Annotated in this window: 18 protein-coding genes; 10 read left to right on the top strand and 8 right to left on the bottom strand. The window is 59.5% G+C overall.

Annotated elements, in window-relative coordinates:
• The first annotated feature begins 739 nt into the window (after positions 1-739).
• Positions 740-1,462, top strand: a complete 723-nt coding sequence (locus tag AC3IUF_RS22275) for a response regulator (RefSeq protein ID WP_007917532.1) — start codon at positions 740-742, stop codon at positions 1,460-1,462.
• Complete coding sequence (locus AC3IUF_RS22270; RefSeq protein WP_489279323.1) at positions 1,459-3,069, top strand: ATP-binding protein; 1,611 nt, start codon at positions 1,459-1,461, stop codon at positions 3,067-3,069. The genes AC3IUF_RS22275 and AC3IUF_RS22270 overlap by 4 nt, the downstream gene beginning before the upstream one ends.
• Before the next feature lie 140 nt (positions 3,070-3,209).
• On the opposite strand, the gene AC3IUF_RS22265 is transcribed toward AC3IUF_RS22270, so the two are convergent.
• Both AC3IUF_RS22265 and AC3IUF_RS22260 read right to left on the bottom strand, forming a co-directional pair.
• Positions 3,210-3,935, bottom strand: a complete 726-nt coding sequence (locus tag AC3IUF_RS22265; protein WP_489279322.1) for a 4'-phosphopantetheinyl transferase family protein — start codon at positions 3,933-3,935, stop codon at positions 3,210-3,212.
• Positions 3,936-4,085: 150 nt separating this feature from the next.
• A complete protein-coding gene (locus AC3IUF_RS22260) occupies positions 4,086-4,877 on the bottom strand; it encodes a dienelactone hydrolase family protein (protein WP_489279321.1) in 792 nt (263 codons plus the stop codon).
• Positions 4,878-5,020: 143 nt separating this feature from the next.
• Here AC3IUF_RS22260 and AC3IUF_RS22255 point away from each other — a divergent pair, with 143 nt between their 5' ends.
• From AC3IUF_RS22255 to AC3IUF_RS22245, 3 genes are all read left to right on the top strand, one after another.
• The gene (locus AC3IUF_RS22255; RefSeq protein WP_007917526.1) at positions 5,021-5,623 is read left to right on the top strand and encodes a membrane protein; all 603 of its coding nucleotides are present in this window, start codon (positions 5,021-5,023) and stop codon (positions 5,621-5,623) included.
• Positions 5,624-5,772: 149 nt separating this feature from the next.
• Positions 5,773-6,450 (top strand): response regulator transcription factor, encoded by a 678-nt coding sequence (locus AC3IUF_RS22250; protein WP_007917525.1) that lies wholly within the window; start codon positions 5,773-5,775, stop codon positions 6,448-6,450.
• Positions 6,447-7,793 (top strand): ATP-binding protein, encoded by a 1,347-nt coding sequence (locus AC3IUF_RS22245; protein WP_038367433.1) that lies wholly within the window; start codon positions 6,447-6,449, stop codon positions 7,791-7,793. Before AC3IUF_RS22250 ends, AC3IUF_RS22245 begins: the two co-directional genes overlap by 4 nt.
• Positions 7,794-8,000: 207 nt before the next feature.
• Here the strand turns inward: AC3IUF_RS22245 and AC3IUF_RS22240 are convergent, their stop codons facing one another.
• A complete protein-coding gene (locus AC3IUF_RS22240) occupies positions 8,001-8,999 on the bottom strand; it encodes an AraC family transcriptional regulator (protein ID WP_489279319.1) in 999 nt (332 codons plus the stop codon).
• A gap of 351 nt (positions 9,000-9,350) precedes the next feature.
• Between AC3IUF_RS22240 and AC3IUF_RS22235 the strand changes: the two genes are divergently transcribed.
• Together AC3IUF_RS22235 and AC3IUF_RS22230 are read left to right on the top strand one after the other, a co-directional pair.
• Complete coding sequence (locus tag AC3IUF_RS22235; RefSeq protein WP_007917521.1) at positions 9,351-10,685, top strand: dicarboxylate/amino acid:cation symporter; 1,335 nt, start codon at positions 9,351-9,353, stop codon at positions 10,683-10,685.
• 145 nt (positions 10,686-10,830) lie between these two features.
• Entirely contained in the window at positions 10,831-12,012 is a 1,182-nt protein-coding gene (locus tag AC3IUF_RS22230; protein WP_095114434.1) for a CaiB/BaiF CoA transferase family protein, read from the top strand.
• A 133-nt stretch (positions 12,013-12,145) separates the two neighbouring features.
• On the opposite strand, the gene AC3IUF_RS22225 is transcribed toward AC3IUF_RS22230, so the two are convergent.
• Both AC3IUF_RS22225 and AC3IUF_RS22220 read right to left on the bottom strand, forming a co-directional pair.
• Positions 12,146-12,640 (bottom strand): SprT family zinc-dependent metalloprotease, encoded by a 495-nt coding sequence (locus tag AC3IUF_RS22225; protein ID WP_007917517.1) that lies wholly within the window; start codon positions 12,638-12,640, stop codon positions 12,146-12,148.
• Positions 12,641-12,767: 127 nt separating this feature from the next.
• Positions 12,768-13,370 carry a Yip1 family protein gene (locus AC3IUF_RS22220; RefSeq protein ID WP_007917515.1) on the bottom strand — a complete coding sequence of 201 codons (603 nt, stop codon included), beginning with the start codon at positions 13,368-13,370 and terminating at the stop codon, positions 12,768-12,770.
• A 289-nt stretch (positions 13,371-13,659) separates the two neighbouring features.
• Between AC3IUF_RS22220 and ttcA the strand changes: the two genes are divergently transcribed.
• Both ttcA and AC3IUF_RS22210 read left to right on the top strand, forming a co-directional pair.
• The gene (gene ttcA, locus AC3IUF_RS22215; protein WP_038367448.1) at positions 13,660-14,484 is read left to right on the top strand and encodes a tRNA 2-thiocytidine(32) synthetase TtcA; all 825 of its coding nucleotides are present in this window, start codon (positions 13,660-13,662) and stop codon (positions 14,482-14,484) included.
• 135 nt (positions 14,485-14,619) lie between these two features.
• Positions 14,620-15,294 (top strand): DNA-3-methyladenine glycosylase I, encoded by a 675-nt coding sequence (locus AC3IUF_RS22210; protein ID WP_007917512.1) that lies wholly within the window; start codon positions 14,620-14,622, stop codon positions 15,292-15,294.
• Between the two features lie 114 nt (positions 15,295-15,408).
• On the opposite strand, the gene AC3IUF_RS22205 is transcribed toward AC3IUF_RS22210, so the two are convergent.
• Genes AC3IUF_RS22205 through arsC form a run of 3 tightly spaced genes read right to left on the bottom strand, consistent with a single transcriptional unit; the run spans position 15,409 to position 16,782 of the window.
• Positions 15,409-15,834, bottom strand: coding sequence for a DUF2069 domain-containing protein (locus tag AC3IUF_RS22205; protein WP_007917509.1), 426 nt, complete (start codon positions 15,832-15,834; stop codon positions 15,409-15,411).
• A gap of 1 nt (position 15,835) precedes the next feature.
• Positions 15,836-16,432, bottom strand: coding sequence for an NAD(P)H:quinone oxidoreductase (wrbA, locus tag AC3IUF_RS22200; protein ID WP_489279316.1), 597 nt, complete (start codon positions 16,430-16,432; stop codon positions 15,836-15,838).
• Complete coding sequence (arsC, locus tag AC3IUF_RS22195; RefSeq protein WP_489279315.1) at positions 16,429-16,782, bottom strand: arsenate reductase (glutaredoxin); 354 nt, start codon at positions 16,780-16,782, stop codon at positions 16,429-16,431. Before arsC ends, wrbA begins: the two co-directional genes overlap by 4 nt.
• 113 nt (positions 16,783-16,895) lie before the next feature.
• Between arsC and AC3IUF_RS22190 the strand changes: the two genes are divergently transcribed.
• A complete protein-coding gene (locus AC3IUF_RS22190; protein ID WP_007917494.1) occupies positions 16,896-17,363 on the top strand; it encodes a TlpA disulfide reductase family protein in 468 nt (155 codons plus the stop codon).
• Positions 17,364-17,478: the final 115 nt, after the last annotated feature.

Genomic DNA, 17,478 nt, shown 5'->3' with positions numbered 1-17,478 from the left:
ATGCCGAAGTCTTCGGTTCACGCGATACGCGTATCACCGCATTCCTTTCGGGGAGCAGTTTCGCCACTGCAACACCCGTACCGTAAACACCGTGATCGGCGCAAAAACGGTAGCCATCCGCAGGCGCGGTTTGGGCTTTCGAAAATACGTTTGGTTCAACCAGACAATGGCAATAAAAAGCCTTGAATTCACTGCCGGGTTTGTGTTTGGTTTTTTAGCGTCAAACCCTACATGTAGGGTTTTTTTGCGCTCGGGCTACAAGATAATGCGTTTCAGGGGGGGATTGCAACGTACTACCTGTGGATAAGCCTGTGCGTAAATTGTGTAAGAAACTTCGAAAATGCGTGTAGGCCGCGAACCTGCTGAGCTAGACCGTCTGTCACTGTTTTTTCACCGGGAAAAACGCTTCAGCGGATTTTTAAGGGCGCGAACCCTATCACAAAAAACCGCCTTGTCCGAACGCATTTACCGACTTGTGTTCTGGCTGTACGCCGTTTATACAATCGGCTCATGCGCAGGCATTGTTATCCTCCAGAAACATGACAAAAGGACGGGAGGATCACGCTGAATATCGCGTACCCCTGTAGGAGCTGCCGAAGGCTGCGATCTTTTGATCCTGATCTTGAAAAGCAAGATCAAAAGATCGCAGCCTCGTTTCACTCGACAGCTCCTGCAGGGGATTGTGTGTCCGGGCAATCGCCTTCCTTTTATCAATAACAATAGAAAGTAGAGGTCACCGGTGGAGCAACAAGCCTTTCAGGTATTGATCGTCGAGGATGACCAGCGATTGGCCGAACTGACGCGCGACTACCTGCAAGCCAATGGACTGCGCGTGGACATCGAAGGTAACGGTGCGTTGGCGGCGGCGCGGATCATCAAGGAGCAGCCGGATCTGGTGATCCTCGACCTGATGCTGCCCGGCGAAGATGGCCTGAGCATTTGCCGCAAGGTGCGTAATCAGTATGACGGGCCGATTCTGATGCTCACTGCGCGCACCGACGATGCCGATCAGATCCAGGGGCTTGACCTCGGTGCCGACGATTACGTGTGCAAACCGGTGCGCCCACGGCTGTTGCTGGCGCGAATCCAGGCGTTGCTGCGCCGCAGCGACACACCCGAACCGGTCGCCGAGAAATCCCGTCGTCTGCAATTTGGTCCGTTGGTGGTCGACGACGCCTTGCGCGAGGCGTGGCTGAGCGACAATGGCATCGAACTGACCAGCGCCGAATTCGATCTGCTCTGGCTGCTGGTGTCAAACGCCGGGCGCATTCTGTCGCGCGAAGAAATTTTCACCGCACTGCGCGGCATCGGCTATGACGGTCAGGACCGTTCGATCGATGTGCGCATTTCGCGCATTCGCCCGAAAATCGGTGACGACCCCGACCATCCGCGCCTGATCAAGACCATCCGCAGCAAAGGTTATCTGTTCGTGCCTGAAGCCTGCGTAGATCTGCCGCTGTGAACTCGATCTTCCTGCGCATCTACGGCGGCATGTGCGCAGCGATCATTCTGGTGGCGGTGCTCGGCGTGCTGGCGCTCAACCTGCTTAATCAGGTGCGCAGCGAGCAATATCGCGAGCGGCTGGCCCACGGCACGTTCTCGCTGATGGCCGGCAATCTGCAACCGATGAACGAAACCGAGCGCCATCGCGCGTTGCTGGTGTGGGAGCGGTTGCTGGGGATTCCGCTGGCGCTGAAGAAGTTTGCCGAGACCGATCTCGATCTGTCCCAGCGCACCCGCGTACAGCGTGGTCAGGCGCTGGTCGAGCAGACCGGGCCGCACGCGGCGAAAGTCTATCGAATGGTCAGCGACAAAGAGCAACTGGTGCTGGTGGGGGAAGTGCAGCAGATCAGCGAACAACTGGCCCGCGCGACCATTTACCTGCTGGCCGATGAACTGGTGCGCGTGCCGGTCGCCGAACAGCCCAAGCGCCTCGCGCAGATAAAGGAAGAAAAGGGTTTCGGTTTCGATCTGCGCCTGGTCACGGTGAATGATGCCGACATGGACGAAGACCAGAGCCGCCGCGTGGCCGAAGGCGACACCGTCATGGCGCTGGGCAAGGGCGGCGATTCGATCCGCGTCTTTGCCGGCATGGTCGGCACGCCGTGGGTGCTGGAGATCGGCCCGCTGTATCAGATGAACCCGTATCCGCCGGAATGGCTGGTGCTGATTGCTGCACTCGGCCTGACCCTGATCGGTCTTATCGTTTATTTGTTGGTGCGTCAGCTCGAACGCCGTTTGCGTGGCCTCGAAGCGGCGGCCACGCGGATTGCCAAGGGCAGCCTGGAAACCCGTGTGCCAGCGCGCGGTGCTGACTCGGTCGGGCGTCTGGCGTCGGCGTTTAATGGCATGGCTGAGCACTTGCAACAGCTGCTGGCGATTCAGCGCGAACTGGTGCGCGCGGTGTCCCATGAATTGCGCACACCGGTGGCACGCCTGCGTTTCGGCCTGGAGATGATCGGTTCGGCAACCACGCCGCAAGCGCTGGAAAAGTACCGTGAAGGCATGGATCACGACATCGAAGACCTCGATAAGCTGGTCGATGAAATGCTTACCTATGCGCGGCTGGAACAGGGTTCGCCGGCGCTGACCTTCCAGCGCATCGATCTCGATGCACTGGTCAATCAGGTGATCGAGGAACTGGCGCCGTTACGCGCCGAGGTCGCGGTGCAGCGTGGTTTGTGCCTGTCTGCTGCGGATAACGATGATGCCTGGGTCGAAGCCGAGCCGCGCTATCTGCACCGGGCGCTGCAGAATCTGGTGAGCAACGCGATGCGCCACGCCCGTTCGAACGTGACGGTGAGTTATCAGGTCGGGCAATTGCGCTGTCGCGTCGACGTCGAGGACGACGGTCCGGGTGTGCCGGAGGTCGCGTGGGAGCGGATTTTCACCCCGTTTCTGCGTCTGGACGACAGCCGTACGCGGGCGTCGGGCGGGCATGGTCTGGGCTTGTCGATTGTGCGGCGGATCATTCACTGGCATGACGGCCGGGCGATCATTGGCAAGAGCAAGAGTCTGGGTGGGGCGTGTTTCAGCCTGAGTTGGCCGAGGAATCAGGAGCGCCGCTAGGTATTTGCGGTGATTGTGCTGGCCCCATCGCTGGCAAGCCAGCTCCAACAGTGACCGTGGTGAGCACGGATTTAAGGTCCACTCAGAAACTTGTGGGAGCTGGCTTGCCAGCGATGAGGCCCGGACAGGCGCTAAAGATTTCAGGCGTGGATACTGACCAGACTCAACAACTGCCCATCCTGCACCCCGAACTGCGCCTCCAGTTCAGTGCCGTTGCGCCACTCGGCAGACAAGTCCGTCAACAACCGCAACCGGACTTCACCGGCCTCAGTCCATTCCAGCACTTCAGCATGCTCGAAATAAAAGCGCTGCTGCACGATCGGATACAACGCCTTGAACAGACTTTCTTTCACCGAAAACGTCAGTGTCACCAGCAACGCCAACTGATCTCGCGAGGCGGCCGTCATGCGCTGCATTTCAGGTGGCGTCAGAATCTCCCCGGCCAGACGCTCGGCACGTTCGGTACTCAGCAGATTTTCCAGATCCATTCCCAGCCCGCGCCAGTGTCGTTTGTTGGCAACAATTGCCGCCGCACGACCGGTGCTGTGGGTGATCGAGCCGCAGATATGTGCCGGCCATATCGGCGCGCGGTCTTCACCAATCGCTGGGACAACGCTGCTGCCTTCCAATTGCCGCAACGCCGCGCGGGCGCAAATACGCCCGGCGAGGAATTCCGCCTGCCGCTTGGCCACCGAACGCTGAATGCTCGGCGGTGCTACCACGGCACTGCGCTGAAAGTCATCGCCGAGCAGTAGGGCCGGATCGAAGTGGGTGCTGAGCAGCACGGTGTCGGCCAATACCGTCGGCAACGGCCAGTGGCTGTCGAGTGCGGTGCAGCAGGCGGGCAGGGCGGGGGTGAGATTCATGGCGGGCATTTTGCCGGTTAGTCGCGGCAAGGTCGAGATCGGTGGTGCGGCTTTCGCGAGCAGGCTCGCTCCCACACTGGATCTATGCCGCCCAGAAGATCCCCTGTGGCAGCGAGCCTGCTCGCGAAGGCCGCGCCGCGGTGTTCCTGTTCAGCTAAAGATTTTCTGCAAGAACGCTTTCATGTCCGCCCAGGATTTTTCATCCGCGGCCTTGTTGTACCCGATGTCCGGGCCACCGTGCTCGCCATGGCTGAGGCGATCGGCATCCGGATTGGTAAAACCGTGCTTGGCACCGTCAAGGCTGACAAATTTATAGTCAGCACCGGCCTTGTCCATTTCCGCTTTGAACGCCGTGACATTGTCGGCAGTGACCATGCTGTCCAGCGCACCGTGCTCGACCAGAATCTTCGCTTTCACACTGCCGGGCGTCGCCGGGTTTTTGGTCGCCAGCGCGCCGTGGAAACTCACCACGCCCGCCAACGGTTCACCTTGCCGCGCGGCGTTGAGCACCACGCCACCGCCGAAGCAGTAACCGATAGCGGCGATTTTGTTGGCGTCGGTCTGCGCCTGCTGCTTCAGCAAATTCAGCCCGGCCTCAAAGCGCTTGCTGGAAGCCGCCGCATCCTGAGTCGCTGCCTGCATGAACGCCATCGCGTCTTTGGGATGTTCGGTGTTCTTGCCTTCACCGTACATATCGATCGCCAACGCGCTGTAGCCGAGTGCGGCGAGATCGCGTGCGCGGCGTTTGGCGTAATCGTTCAGGCCCCACCATTCGTGCACCACGACGACACCCGGACGTTTGCCTTTGATGGCGTCGTCATAGGCGTAGTAGCCGATCAGCTTTGTGCCATCGGCGCTTTGATAGGGGATTTCCTCGGTCTTGATCGCTGCCTGAGTGAGGCTGCTGACGGCCAGCAAAATGAGGGCAAGGAACAGGCGCATGGTCGGATCTCCTGACAATAAACGGTCAAATCAGCCTAGTTCATTTGGTTCAGGTCGGGTTCAGAGACGGTTCAGGGGCGGTACAGGGGAAGGTCAGTAACCTTGCGCCATACCCAAACAGCACTGTGAAAGAGGAAATACCCATGACTTTTAACAAACTGTTGCTGGCATTGACCGTAATGAGCGCCAGTATCGCGGCCCAGGCCGACACCACTTCGAACTTCGCCGGCCTGTCCTTCGGCCAGACCAGTGACAAGATCAACAAATCCAACTCGCTGAACAACAACCTCGACCACCCGAACGCCACTGGCGCCATCGACGGCAACAACACCTACGGCGTCCGTCTCGGTCAGCAAAACAGTCAGGGTCGCTACTACGCCACCTACGACAACGTGTCCGGTTCGCACAATGGCATTAAACTGCGTCAGGAAAACCTGCTGGGCAGCTACGATCTGTTCTACCCGGTGGGTGGCAGCACCAAGCTGTTCGGTGGCGCGACGGCGGGTTTGACCAAGCTGACTCAGGATTCGCCGAGCTACAGCCGCGACAGTGACATCGGTTATGCGGTTGGCGGCCAATTCGGTGTGTTGCAGCAAGTCTCGCAGAACACCTCGGTCGAACTTGGTTACCGTTACCTGCGCAGCAACGCCAGCACTGAAATGAAAGAGAGCGGCGGCAGCAAGCAAGGCTCGCTGGATTTGACCAGCAGCGCGCAGACTTACCTGTCGGCCAACTACAATTTCTAAGGAGTTGCCAGCAGGTTCAATGTGGGAGCGAGCCTGCTCGCGAAAGCGCCGGTTCAGTCGATGAGAGGTCGACTGAGCCATCGCCTTCGCGAGCAGGCTCGCTCCCACAGGTGTGTGACTGGAGATTCTGATTTGCCCGGGAGAGTGTTATGAAACTGTTGGTCGTCGAAGATGAAGCGCTCTTGCGCCATCACCTGCAAACCCGCCTGACGGAAAGTGGCCACGTGGTCGAGTCCGTGGCCAATGCCGAGGAGGCGCTGTACCAGACCGGACAGTTCAACTTTGACTTGGCGGTGATCGATCTCGGCTTGCCGGGCATGGGCGGTCTCGACCTGATTCGCCAGTTGCGCGCGGGCGGCAAGACCTTCCCGATCCTCATCCTCACCGCGCGCGGCAACTGGCAGGACAAGGTCGAAGGCCTCGCCGCCGGTGCCGACGATTACGTGGTCAAGCCGTTCCAGTTCGAAGAACTCGACGCGCGTCTGAATGCCTTGCTGCGCCGTTCCAGCGGGTTCACTCAGTCGACCATCGTTGCCGGCCCGCTGCTGCTCGACCTCAATCGCAAACAGGCGAGCCTCGACGAACAACCTTTGGCGCTGACCGCCTACGAGTACCGCATCCTCGAATACCTCATGCGTCATCACCAGCAAGTGGTGCCCAAGGATCGCTTGATGGAGCAGCTCTATCCGGACGACGACGAGCGCGATCCGAATGTCATCGAAGTGCTGGTCGGCCGTCTGCGCCGCAAACTTGAAGGCCCGGCCGGGTTCAAGCCGATCGACACCGTGCGCGGCCTCGGCTACCTGTTCAATGAGCGCTGCACTTGATTCGTTCTCTGCGCGTTCGCTTGATGCTCGCCGCCACGACGTTGGCGGTGTTGTTCATGCTCGCTTTGCTGCCGGCGATGCAAGGCGCGTTCAGCCTGGCGCTGCAAGACTCGATCGAGCAGCGGCTGGCCTCGGACGTCACTACGCTGATTTCTGCCGCGCGCATTGAAAACGGTCGGTTGGTGATGCCGACGCAACTGCCGGATGAGCGTTTCAACCTCACCGATTTCCGTTTGCTCGGCTATATCTACGATCGCGAGGGGCATCTGGTCTGGCGCTCGAAGGCGACTCAGGAAGAGCAGATCAACTACAAACCGCGCTACGACGGACTCGGTAATGAGTTCGCGCGGATCCGCGAAAGCAATGGCCAGGAATTCTTCGTCTATGACGTCGAAGTCAAACTGCTCGGCGGCAAAAGCGCGGCGTTCAGCATCGTCGCCCTGCAACCGGTGCGCGAGTACGAAACCACCCTCGAAGGCCTGCGCGAAAATCTCTATCTAGGCTTCGGCGCGGCATTACTGGTATTGCTGGCGCTGTTGTGGATCGGCCTGACCTGGGGCCTCAAAGCGCTGCGCCGGCTCAGTCAGGAGCTCGACGAAATCGAAGGCGGCACCCGTGAAAGCCTCACCGAACAACATCCACGTGAACTGCTGCGCCTGACCGGCTCGCTCAACCGTTTGCTGCACAGCGAGCGCCAGCAGCGCAGTCGTTATCGCGATTCCCTCGATGATCTGGCGCACAGCCTGAAAACGCCGTTGGCGGTGTTGCAAGGGGTGAGCGAGGACATGGCCCAACGTCCCGAAGAGCGCGATCAAGCGTGGGTGCTGCAGAGTCAGATCGAACGCATGAGCCAGCAGATCAGCTATCAACTGCAACGGGCCAGTTTGCGCAAAAGCGGACTGGTGCGACATCAGGTGCGCTTGCAACCGGTGCTGAAAAGCCTGTGCGACACCCTCGACAAGGTGTACCGCGACAAGCATGTGCGCGTGGCCTTTGATCTGCCTGAGCACTGCTATGTGCCGATCGAGCAGGGTGCCTTGCTGGAGATGATGGGCAACTTGCTGGAAAACGCTTATCGCCTGTGTCTGGGCGAAGTGCGTATCAGCGTGCGTGAGACTCTGGCCGGGATTGAACTGTGCGTCGAAGATGACGGCCCCGGTGTGCCGCCGGATCAGCGTGCGCGGATCCTCGAGCGTGGTGAACGCCTGGATGCCCAGCATCCGGGGCAAGGGATCGGGTTGGCGGTGGTCAAGGATATTATCGAAAGCTACAACGCCAAACTCGCGCTGGGGGATTCGCCGATGGGTGGGGCGGCGTTCAGGATTCATTTTCCGGCGGTGTGATTGGGAGTTGCCCTCTCCCAGAAGGAGAGGGGACTGACCGAAGTGTCTTTGGAAAATTATCGACCTGAGCGATTTGCAGCGAATATGGATTCAATAGAGAGCTTGCAGGTCGGCGTATTTACCGAGCATCCCCCAATCAGTCCCCTCTCCCCCCGGGCGGTCCGACGTTTCGGGAGGGTTAGGGTGAGGGGCTTTTGATTTGGCGCCTCACTGCTCCTGCGCCCGATACGCCCCCGGCGTCAACCCCGTCCACTTCTTGAACGCCCGATGAAACGCCGACGGTTCGGAAAACCCCAACTGCTCGGCAATCTGTTGCAACGACAGATCCGCCCGCCCCAAATGATAAATGGCGATATCCCGCCGCAACTGATCCTTCAACTCCTGAAAACTCGTGCCTTCCTCACGCAAGTGCCGGCGCAAGGTCTGCGGGCTGATGTACAAGTGCGCCGCGACCGCTTCCAGATCCGGCCAATTTGCAGTGTCACGGCTGAGTAAACGGCGCAAACGGCTACTCAGACTGTCACCGTCGTCCGGGCGCGAGAGCAGGTCGGCGGGGGAGCGTTCGAGGAAGTGTTTGAGCGTGCGTTCGTCCTGCAACAGCGGCATAGACAGATAGCGGCTGTGGAATAAAAGGCTGCTTTGCTCGGTGCCGAAGGTTAGCGGGCAGGGGAACAACAGGTCATATTCGGCCCCATGCTCGGGGCGCGGATAGCTGAAGCTCGCCTGTTCGAGGCGAATCCGCTGGCCGATCAGCCAACTGCCGAGGCGATGCCAGATCACCAGCAGGCTCTCGGTGAGAAAGTGATCGGGATCCCACAATTGTGAATCGTCGAGGCTCAGGCGCACCCATTCGTCTTCGCGCGTCAGGCTCAGGCGCGGGGCTTCGGGGAATAGGCTATAAAACAATAAGCCGCGTTGCAGGGCTTTTTCCAGATTGCGGCAGTGAATCGAGGCGTGGCACATCATGGCGAAACTGCCGGGTTTGCTTGGAGCGTTGCCGAAACCCAGGTATTCGTCGTCCAGCGCCAGCCACAGGCCCTGAATCAACCGGGTGAATTGTTCCGGAGCAATGCGCGCGCGAGGTTCGTCGAGCAATTCCGGGCTGATGCCCAGTTGCAGCAGCAGGCCCGAGTAATCGAAACCCACGCGGCGTGCGCCACCGAGGGCGGCACGGGCAAAATGACTGGCGATGGTGCGTTCGCGCATAAGCGGCAGATCCTTCTTCAGGCGCCGGATGGTAGCGGCGGGCTGGACGCATCGACAAGGCGGATTTCCGCCAAATTGTAGGACGAGAAGCGGTGAGTTGGCGGAAATCCGCCACGCCTGAGTCACAGGATGGTGACATCCGTAGACCCGTTACCCCTGATACCAAAAGGCTTGCTGGCAATCGCACCAAAGTGGCACGAGGTTTGCGATACAAGCCACAGAAGCGTGCGTTTGGCCCAGATGGAAAATGCTGCTCCAACAACAAATCCCTCCAGTGCAGGAGGGTTCGCAATTAAGGTTTCGCGGTCAACAGATGGATGTTGCCACGCGGGACGCTTGAGGAAACCTGCAATGACGACTCGTCAGCCACTGTACAAATCCCTGTATTTCCAGGTGATCGTTGCCATCGCCATCGGCATCCTGCTTGGTCACTTCTACCCTCAGACCGGTGTGGCCCTCAAGCCGCTGGGTGACGGGTTCATCAAACTGATCAAAATGGTCATCGCCCCGATCATCTTCTGTACCGTTGTCAGCGGCATCGCCGGCATGCAGAACATGAAATCCGTGGGCAAGACCGGCGGCTACGCGCTGCTGTACTTCGAAATCGTTTCCACCATTGCCCTGCTGATCGGTCTGATCGTGGTCAACGTTGTGCAACCGGGCGCCGGCATGCACATCGACGTCACCACCCTGGACGCCTCGAAAATCGCCACTTATGTGACGGCCAGTAAAGACCAGAGCATTGTCGGTTTCCTCCTCAATGTAATCCCGAACACCATCGTCGGCGCGTTCGCCACCGGTGACATCCTGCAAGTGCTGATGTTCTCGGTGATCTTCGGCTACGCCCTGCATCGCCTGGGTTCGTACGGTCGTCCGCTGCTGGACATGATCGATCGCTTCGCCCACGTCATGTTCAACATCATCAACATGATCATGAAACTGGCGCCGCTGGGTGCTTTCGGCGCGATGGCCTTCACCATCGGTGCTTACGGCGTCGGCTCGCTGGTGCAACTGGGCCAGTTGATGATCTGCTTCTACATCACCTGCATCCTGTTCGTGGTGGTGGTGCTGGGTGCGATCTGCCGTGCTCACGGTTTCAGCGTGTTTAAACTGGTGCGTTACATCCGTGAAGAGCTGTTGATCGTACTGGGCACGTCTTCGTCGGAATCGGCACTGCCACGCATGCTGATCAAGATGGAGCGTCTGGGCGCGAAGAAATCCGTAGTGGGTCTGGTGATCCCGACCGGTTACTCGTTCAACCTCGACGGTACTTCGATCTACCTGACCATGGCGGCCGTGTTCATCGCTCAGGCGACCGACACCCACATGGACATCACCCACCAGATCACTCTGCTGCTGGTATTGCTGCTGTCCTCCAAAGGCGCAGCCGGTGTGACCGGCTCGGGCTTCATCGTACTGGCCGCGACCCTGTCGGCGGTAGGTCACCTGCCGGTGGCCGGTCTGGCGCTGATCCTCGGTATCGACCGCTTCATGTCCGAAGCCCGCGCACTGACCAACCTGGTCGGTAACGCAGTAGCCACCATCGTGGTTGCCAAGTGGGTCAAGGAACTGGATACCGATCAGCTGCAAACCGAGCTGGCCTCAGGCGGTCGCGGTATCTCCGACGAGCGTGAAGAAGATGACCTGGGTGTGGCTGAAGGCCCAACCCCAAGCAATGTGAAGTAAGCCCTGCTTGCCTGGAAAAACCCGCTTCGGCGGGTTTTTTCTTGCCTGCGATTTGAGCGTAACGGTCATACCCGCTGACATTTCCGGTGATTGCCGTACACGGCATCGCTGCCTAGGCTGAGTGCATCGCCCAAGGAGTTCGCCCATGTCCGCACCGCTGGCCTCACTGAAAATCCTCGATTTCTCGACGCTGCTGCCGGGGCCGTTCGCCTCGTTGTTGCTGGCGGACATGGGCGCTGAAGTGCTGCGCATCGAATCACCAACGCGCATGGACCTGCTGCGCGTTTTGCCACCGCATGATGGCGGAGTATCAGCGAGCCACGCTTACCTGAACCGCAACAAGCGCAGCCTGGCGCTGGATCTGAAACAGCCTGAAGCCGTGGAAGTGATCAAGCAGTTGCTGGCCGATTACGACATCGTCCTCGAGCAGTTTCGTCCCGGTGTAATGGAGCGTCTGGGCCTAGGCTATGAAGCGCTGAAGGCGATCAACCCGAAGCTTATTTACGTGTCGATTACCGGTTACGGCCAGACCGGGCCATACAAGGACCGCGCCGGGCATGACATCAACTATCTCGCGCTGGCGGGGCTGGCCAGCTACACCGGTCGCGCCGACAGCGGGCCGTTGCCGTTGGGCATGCAGGTGGCGGATGTCGCCGGTGGTTCGCTGCACGGGGTGATCGGCTTGTTGGCCGCGGTGATTGCGCGTCAGCAGAGCGGGCAGGGCACGCATCTGGATGTGAGCATGACCGATTGCGCGTTCAGCCTGAATGCCATGGCCGGTGCCGGCTATCTGGCTTGCGGCGAAGAACCTGCGTGGGAAGACCAGATGCTCAACGGCGGCAGCTTTTACGATTATTACCGTTCCCGCGATGGCCGCTGGATGTCGGTGGGCAGTCTGGAACCGGGGTTCATGCAGCAACTGTGTACGGCGTTGGGGCGGCCGGAGTTGGCGGCGCAGGGCTTGTCCTCAAAGCCCGAGCAGCAGCGGGCATTGAAGTACGCGCTGACGGTCGAGTTCGAAAAACACGACTTTGCTGAGTTGTGCGAGATGTTTGCCGGGATCGATGCGTGTGTCGAGCCGGTATTGAGTCTGGGTGAGGCGGTGCGCCATCCGCAGTTGCAGGCGCGGGAACTGGTGACGCAGGTGCCGCGCGGGGATGGTTCGACGCAGGCGCAGATGGCCTGTCCATTGAAGTTTTCCCAAGCGTTGCCGGCGCCGCGGCATGTTGGCGCGGTGTTGGGGCAGCATACGGATCAGGTGTTGGCGGAGTTGGGGTTGAGTCCTTCGAAAATTGAAGAGCTGCGCCGGGCCAAAGTCATTCTTTAGTGCCTGTTCTGGCCTCATCGCTGGCAAGCCAGCTCCCACAGTTTTCGAGGTGTCCACAGATTCTGTGTAAGACACCTAAACCTGTGGGAGCTGGCTTGCCAGCGATGGGGCCAGTCAGGGCGACACAAACTGACTATTCGACGCGCATCTCACCACTGAACACCAACGTGTTGCGGCATCGGCGACACAGGTAACGCCGCCCCTGCCGCACCAGGCTATGGCGCTGCGCCGAAAACGGGAAATCACTGTCGGCGCACGGGCATTTATAGATATAGCGGGTCACGCTGCGGCGCTTGATTGCATAGGTGTGGCAGCGATCCGGCGGCAGTTCGTAAACGCCGCGCATGATCAGTTGCCATTCCTCGCCGTGGGGCTGAATGCGCTCGCCAAACAACTGATGGGCGATCAGGTGCGCAACTTCGTGGGCCACGGTCTGCTTGAGGAAGTGCTCGGTGTTTTCCCGGTATAACTGCGGGTTGAAGCGCAGCAGGTTCTCGTGCAGATGCGCGACACCGGCCTTTTGCCCGCGCAGCTTGAGGCTGACGACAGGGCGTGGGAAGGAACGTTTGAAAAAGGATTCTGCGAGTTGGTAACAGTCTTCGACGCGGGTATTGAGTTGCTCGGGCATGCTTGATGGATCTCCAGAGACGTCGAGTATGCCGTAACGCCCCGGACTTGCGAATCGCCGAGCTGCCGAATGGTCATCCGGCAAACGACAAGGCCGCCTTGCGGCGGCCTGTGATTGGTTTGGCGAGTCAGTTCGTATAGACGGGACCAACGCCCAGCCCCCAGACGATCACGGTGAACGCCATGATGGCAACCAGCACCACCAGACCCACCGCCAGCACCGAGCTGGAAAACAGGAAGCCTTCATCCGACGGAATATTCATGAACGTCGGCAGCCCCACGTACAACAGATAAACCGTGTAGCAGATGGCCGCCGTGCCGACGATCATCCCCAGCCACATGTGCGGATACAATGCCGCCAGCCCGCCGACAAACAACGGTGTCGCGGTGTAGGTGGCGAAGGCCACACAACGGGCCAGACTTGGATTGGCGTCGTAGGTGCGAGCCATCCAGTGCACAAAGGCGCCCATGACCGCGACCCCGCCGAGCATGGCCAGGTACGACATGACGGTCATCCAGATCGCGCTTTCGACGGTGAGCATGACCGGCGCGCGATTGCCGATTACCCAGCCGACCTGTGTGGTGCCGATAAAGGCCGAGACAGCGGGGATAGCCGCCAGAATCAGCGTGTGTGTCAGGTACATGTGGCTGATGCTTTCCTCTTGGTCGCCACGGATTTCCTTCCATTCCTGATCGGGGTGGGTAAAAAGTCCCACTACGTGATGGATCATGCCAGTCACTCCTCTTGTTATTGCCATCGCCCCCCAGCGGAGCGCCTACGGGCCAAGGTGGCCGAGCAAATACAGGTCTTCAGATTGTGTGCGACCTTATGTCGCAGTATAGAAAGGTCTTACCCGCACAGGTATTAGGGGCTTAGAGCAAATCGCGCTGTAAACAGGGCGGGTAATCGCCTTGGGGTCTGTTAACGCGTCGTCGGCTGGCCGCGACAACCTGTGCCCACAACCCCGGGGTTTTTGCGTAAAATGCCGGCCTTTCGTCACACCTCACGGATTTCGCGTCATGGGCACTCTTACGGTCAACCAGAACAAACTGCAAAAGCGCCTGCGCCGCCTGGCCGGCGAAGCGGTCGCCGATTTCAACATGATTGAAGATGGCGACAAGGTCATGGTCTGCCTGTCCGGGGGCAAAGACAGCTACACCATGCTCGACGTGCTGCTGCACCTGCAGAAGGTTGCCCCGATCAAGTTCGAGATCGTCGCGGTGAACATGGACCAGAAACAGCCGGGCTTCCCCGAGCATGTGCTGCCGGCCTATTTGAAAGAGCTGGGCGTTGAGTACCACATCGTCGAGAAAGACACCTACTCGGTGGTCAAGGAGCTGATCCCGGAGGGCAAGACCACCTGCTCGCTGTGCTCGCGTCTGCGTCGCGGCACGCTGTACACCTTCGCCGACGAAATCGGCGCGACCAAGATGGCCCTCGGTCACCACCGTGACGACATCGTCGAGACGTTTTTCCTCAACATGTTCTTCAACGGCAGCCTCAAGGCGATGCCGCCGAAGCTGCGCGCCGATGACGGTCGCAACGTGGTGATCCGTCCACTGGCGTACTGCAACGAGAAAGACATTCAGGCTTACTCGGATTTGAAAGAATTCCCGATCATCCCGTGCAACCTCTGCGGTTCGCAGGAAAACCTGCAGCGTCAGGTGGTCAAGGAAATGCTTCTGGACTGGGAGCGCAAGACCCCCGGTCGAACTGAAAGCATTTTCCGCAGTCTGCAGAACGTGATCCCGTCGCAACTGGCCGACCGCAACCTGTTCGACTTCACCAGCCTGAAGATCGACGAGACCGCCGCTTCGCGCTTCGTCAACGTCGTCAACTTGTAAACACATTTCAAATGTGGGAGCGAGCCTGCTCGCGAAAGCGGTGCGTCATTCAACTGATTTGTTGACTGATCCTCCCACTTCGCGAGCAGGCTCGCTCCCACATTGGTTTCTTCGCTTCATTCAATAGGAGAGGGCATGCGCGATTACAAGTGGCTGCACGAATACTGTCTGAACCGCTTCGGTTCGGCGGCTGAACTGGAAGCCCATCTGCCCGTTCCCAAGACCCCGGCGCAACTGCGCAAGATCAGCGACGACCGCTACCTCTCGACCATGGCCCTGCGTGTGTTCCGTGCAGGCCTCAAGCACAGTCTGGTCGACGCCAAGTGGCCAGCCTTCGAAGAAGTGTTCTTCAAGTTCGACCCGGAAAAAGTCGTGCTGATGAGCGCCGAACACCTTGAGCGTTTAATGCAGGATGCGCGGATCATCCGTCACCTGGGCAAGCTCAAGAGCGTGCCGCGCAATGCGCAGTTCATTCTTGATGTAGAGAAAGACAAGGGCAGTTTCGGTGCGTTGATCGCCGACTGGCCGGTGACCGATATCGTCGGTCTGTGGACCTACCTGAAAAAGCACGGTCATCAACTGGGTGGGCTGTCGGCGCCACGGTTTTTGCGCATGGTCGGCAAGGACACGTTTGTACCGAGCTACGACGTGGTCGCCGCGCTGAATGCACAGAAGATCGTCGACAAGGTGCCGACCAGTCTGCGCGATCTGGCGATTGTGCAGGATGCGTTCAATCAATGGCACGAGCAGAGCGGCGGGCGGGCGATGAGCCAGATTTCGATGATGCTCGCGTACACAGTGAATCATTGATACCGAGTTGCCCCAATCGCTGGCAAGCCAGCTCCCACAGGTTTTTGTATTGATCACAATATTGTGTTTCAACACAGATCCTGTGGGAGCTGGCTTGCCAGCGATGGCGATCTGTCAGGCGACGGAGATCTCGCCCTCGCCAGCCAGCTTGCGATTCAACTGATACCGCCAGCGCACATACAGCAGCGCCGAGCAGAACACCGCCAGACTCGCGACCATCTCCAGCACACCAAACAACTGCCGGTTCGGGTCATACGCCGCCAGTGCGCCCTTGATGAAATACAGATTCACCACAAAACACATCCACGAATGCCCGCGGGCGCTGCCCATGATCATTGCCGGGGCGAGCACGATCCATGGGATCAACTCGACCAGCAGAATCACCCACGGCCGCGCGCCGTGCAGATCGGCGAACAGCAGATAGTAGGCCGCCAGCAGGCCGGCGAGGGCGAAGAAGCTCAGCAGGCTAATCACCCGCATCGCCTTCACTCGTGGCTCCAGCCACTCGACACTCGGCAGAATCTTCGGCTTCTTCGCCATATCAGCCCACCAGTTTCTGAGCGGTTTTCGCCAGCCGCAGACCCAGCGCGCGACACAACGCCACTTCATGCTGATCGAGAGCACTTTTGCCGTCAGCCCCAGCGTGATGACTGGCACCGTAAGGCGTACCGCCGCCCTGGGTTTCGAGCAACGCCGATTCGCTGTACGGCAGGCCGGTGATGAGCATGCCGTGGTGCAGCAGTGGCAGCATCATCGACAGCAGGGTGGTTTCCTGGCCGCCGTGCAGGCTGGCGGTAGACGTGAACACGCCAGCCGGTTTGCCGACGAGGGCGCCGGTCAGCCAGAGGTTGCTGGTGCCATCGAGGAAGTACTTCAGCGGCGCGGCCATGTTGCCAAAGCGTGTCGGGCTGCCGAGGGCCAAACCCGCGCAGTTCTTCAGGTCATCGAGCGTGGCATACAACGCGCCTTCTTCCGGGATGTCCGGCGACACCGCTTCGCACTCGGTGGAAATGGCTGGCACCGTACGCAAGCGTGCTTCGAGACCCGCCTGCTCGACACCTCGGGCAATCTGCCGGGCCATTTCATTGGTCGAGCCGTTGCGGCTGTAATACAGCACCAGAATGTACGGCGCGCTCACAGCAACAACTCCAGCACATTTTCCGGCGGACGACCGATCACGGCTTTGTCGCCGACTTCGAGAATCGGCCGCTCCATCAGTTTCGGGTGCTGAGCGATGGCGTCGATCAATTGCGCTTCGCTGAGGCTTTCGTCAGCCAGCTGAAGCATTTTGTATTCATCTTCCCCGGTGCGCAGCAACTGACGCGCGCTGATCCCGAGCTTGCCGAGCAGGGCCTTGATTTGCGCCGCGTTCAGCGGGGTTTCGAGGTAACGCACGACGTTCGGGGTCAGGCCGCGGGCTTCAAGAAGCTCCAGCGCGCCGCGGGATTTCGAGCAGCGCGGATTGTGATAAAGCGTCAGATCGGTCATGGCGGGTCGCTTCTGGCGTAAAGTGGCGGCTATTCTAACTGTGCAGCGCGCAATCCAGAACCTTCGGAGGCAATGGGTCGCAGGCGCCTTCAAATTTTCACAAGGAACACGACATGACACGGCGATTGGCAGCGGCATTGACGATAATCGGGGCGTTGATGCTGGGGGGCTGCGGCAATGATTACGGTATCGACCAGAACGGCCAGAAGGTTGCGTCGGAGCGTCTGGACAAACAATGGGTAGTGCTGAACTACTGGGCCGAATGGTGTGGTCCGTGCCGGACCGAAATCCCGGAACTCAATCATTTGGCGGATGAGCTGAAGAGCAAGAACGTTGGCGTGTTCGGGGTGAACTTCGACAATGTGCAGGGCGTGGAACTGAAAGACGCCAGTGAAAAGCTGGGCATCAAGTTCACCGTGCTGGCGCAGGATCCGGCGGAACTGTTCGAGTTGCCGCGCAGTGAAGCGCTGCCGGTGACGTACATCATCGACAACAAGGGTAAGGTGCGGGAACAGTTGATGGGCGAGCAGACGGCGGCGGGGGTGATGGCCAAGCTTGAGGCGTTGCAGGCGACCAAGTGAGTTGCCGCTAAAGAGCAACCCTCACCCCAGCCCTCTCCCAGAGGGAGAGGGGGCCGACCGAGGTGTCTGGCGAGGTACATCGACCTGAGAGATCGAGTCGATTGTAGATTCGCCA

The sequence above is a fragment of the Pseudomonas sp. KH_040 genome, from assembly GCF_057839305.1.
This window is presented reverse-complemented; position numbering and strand designations above follow the sequence as displayed.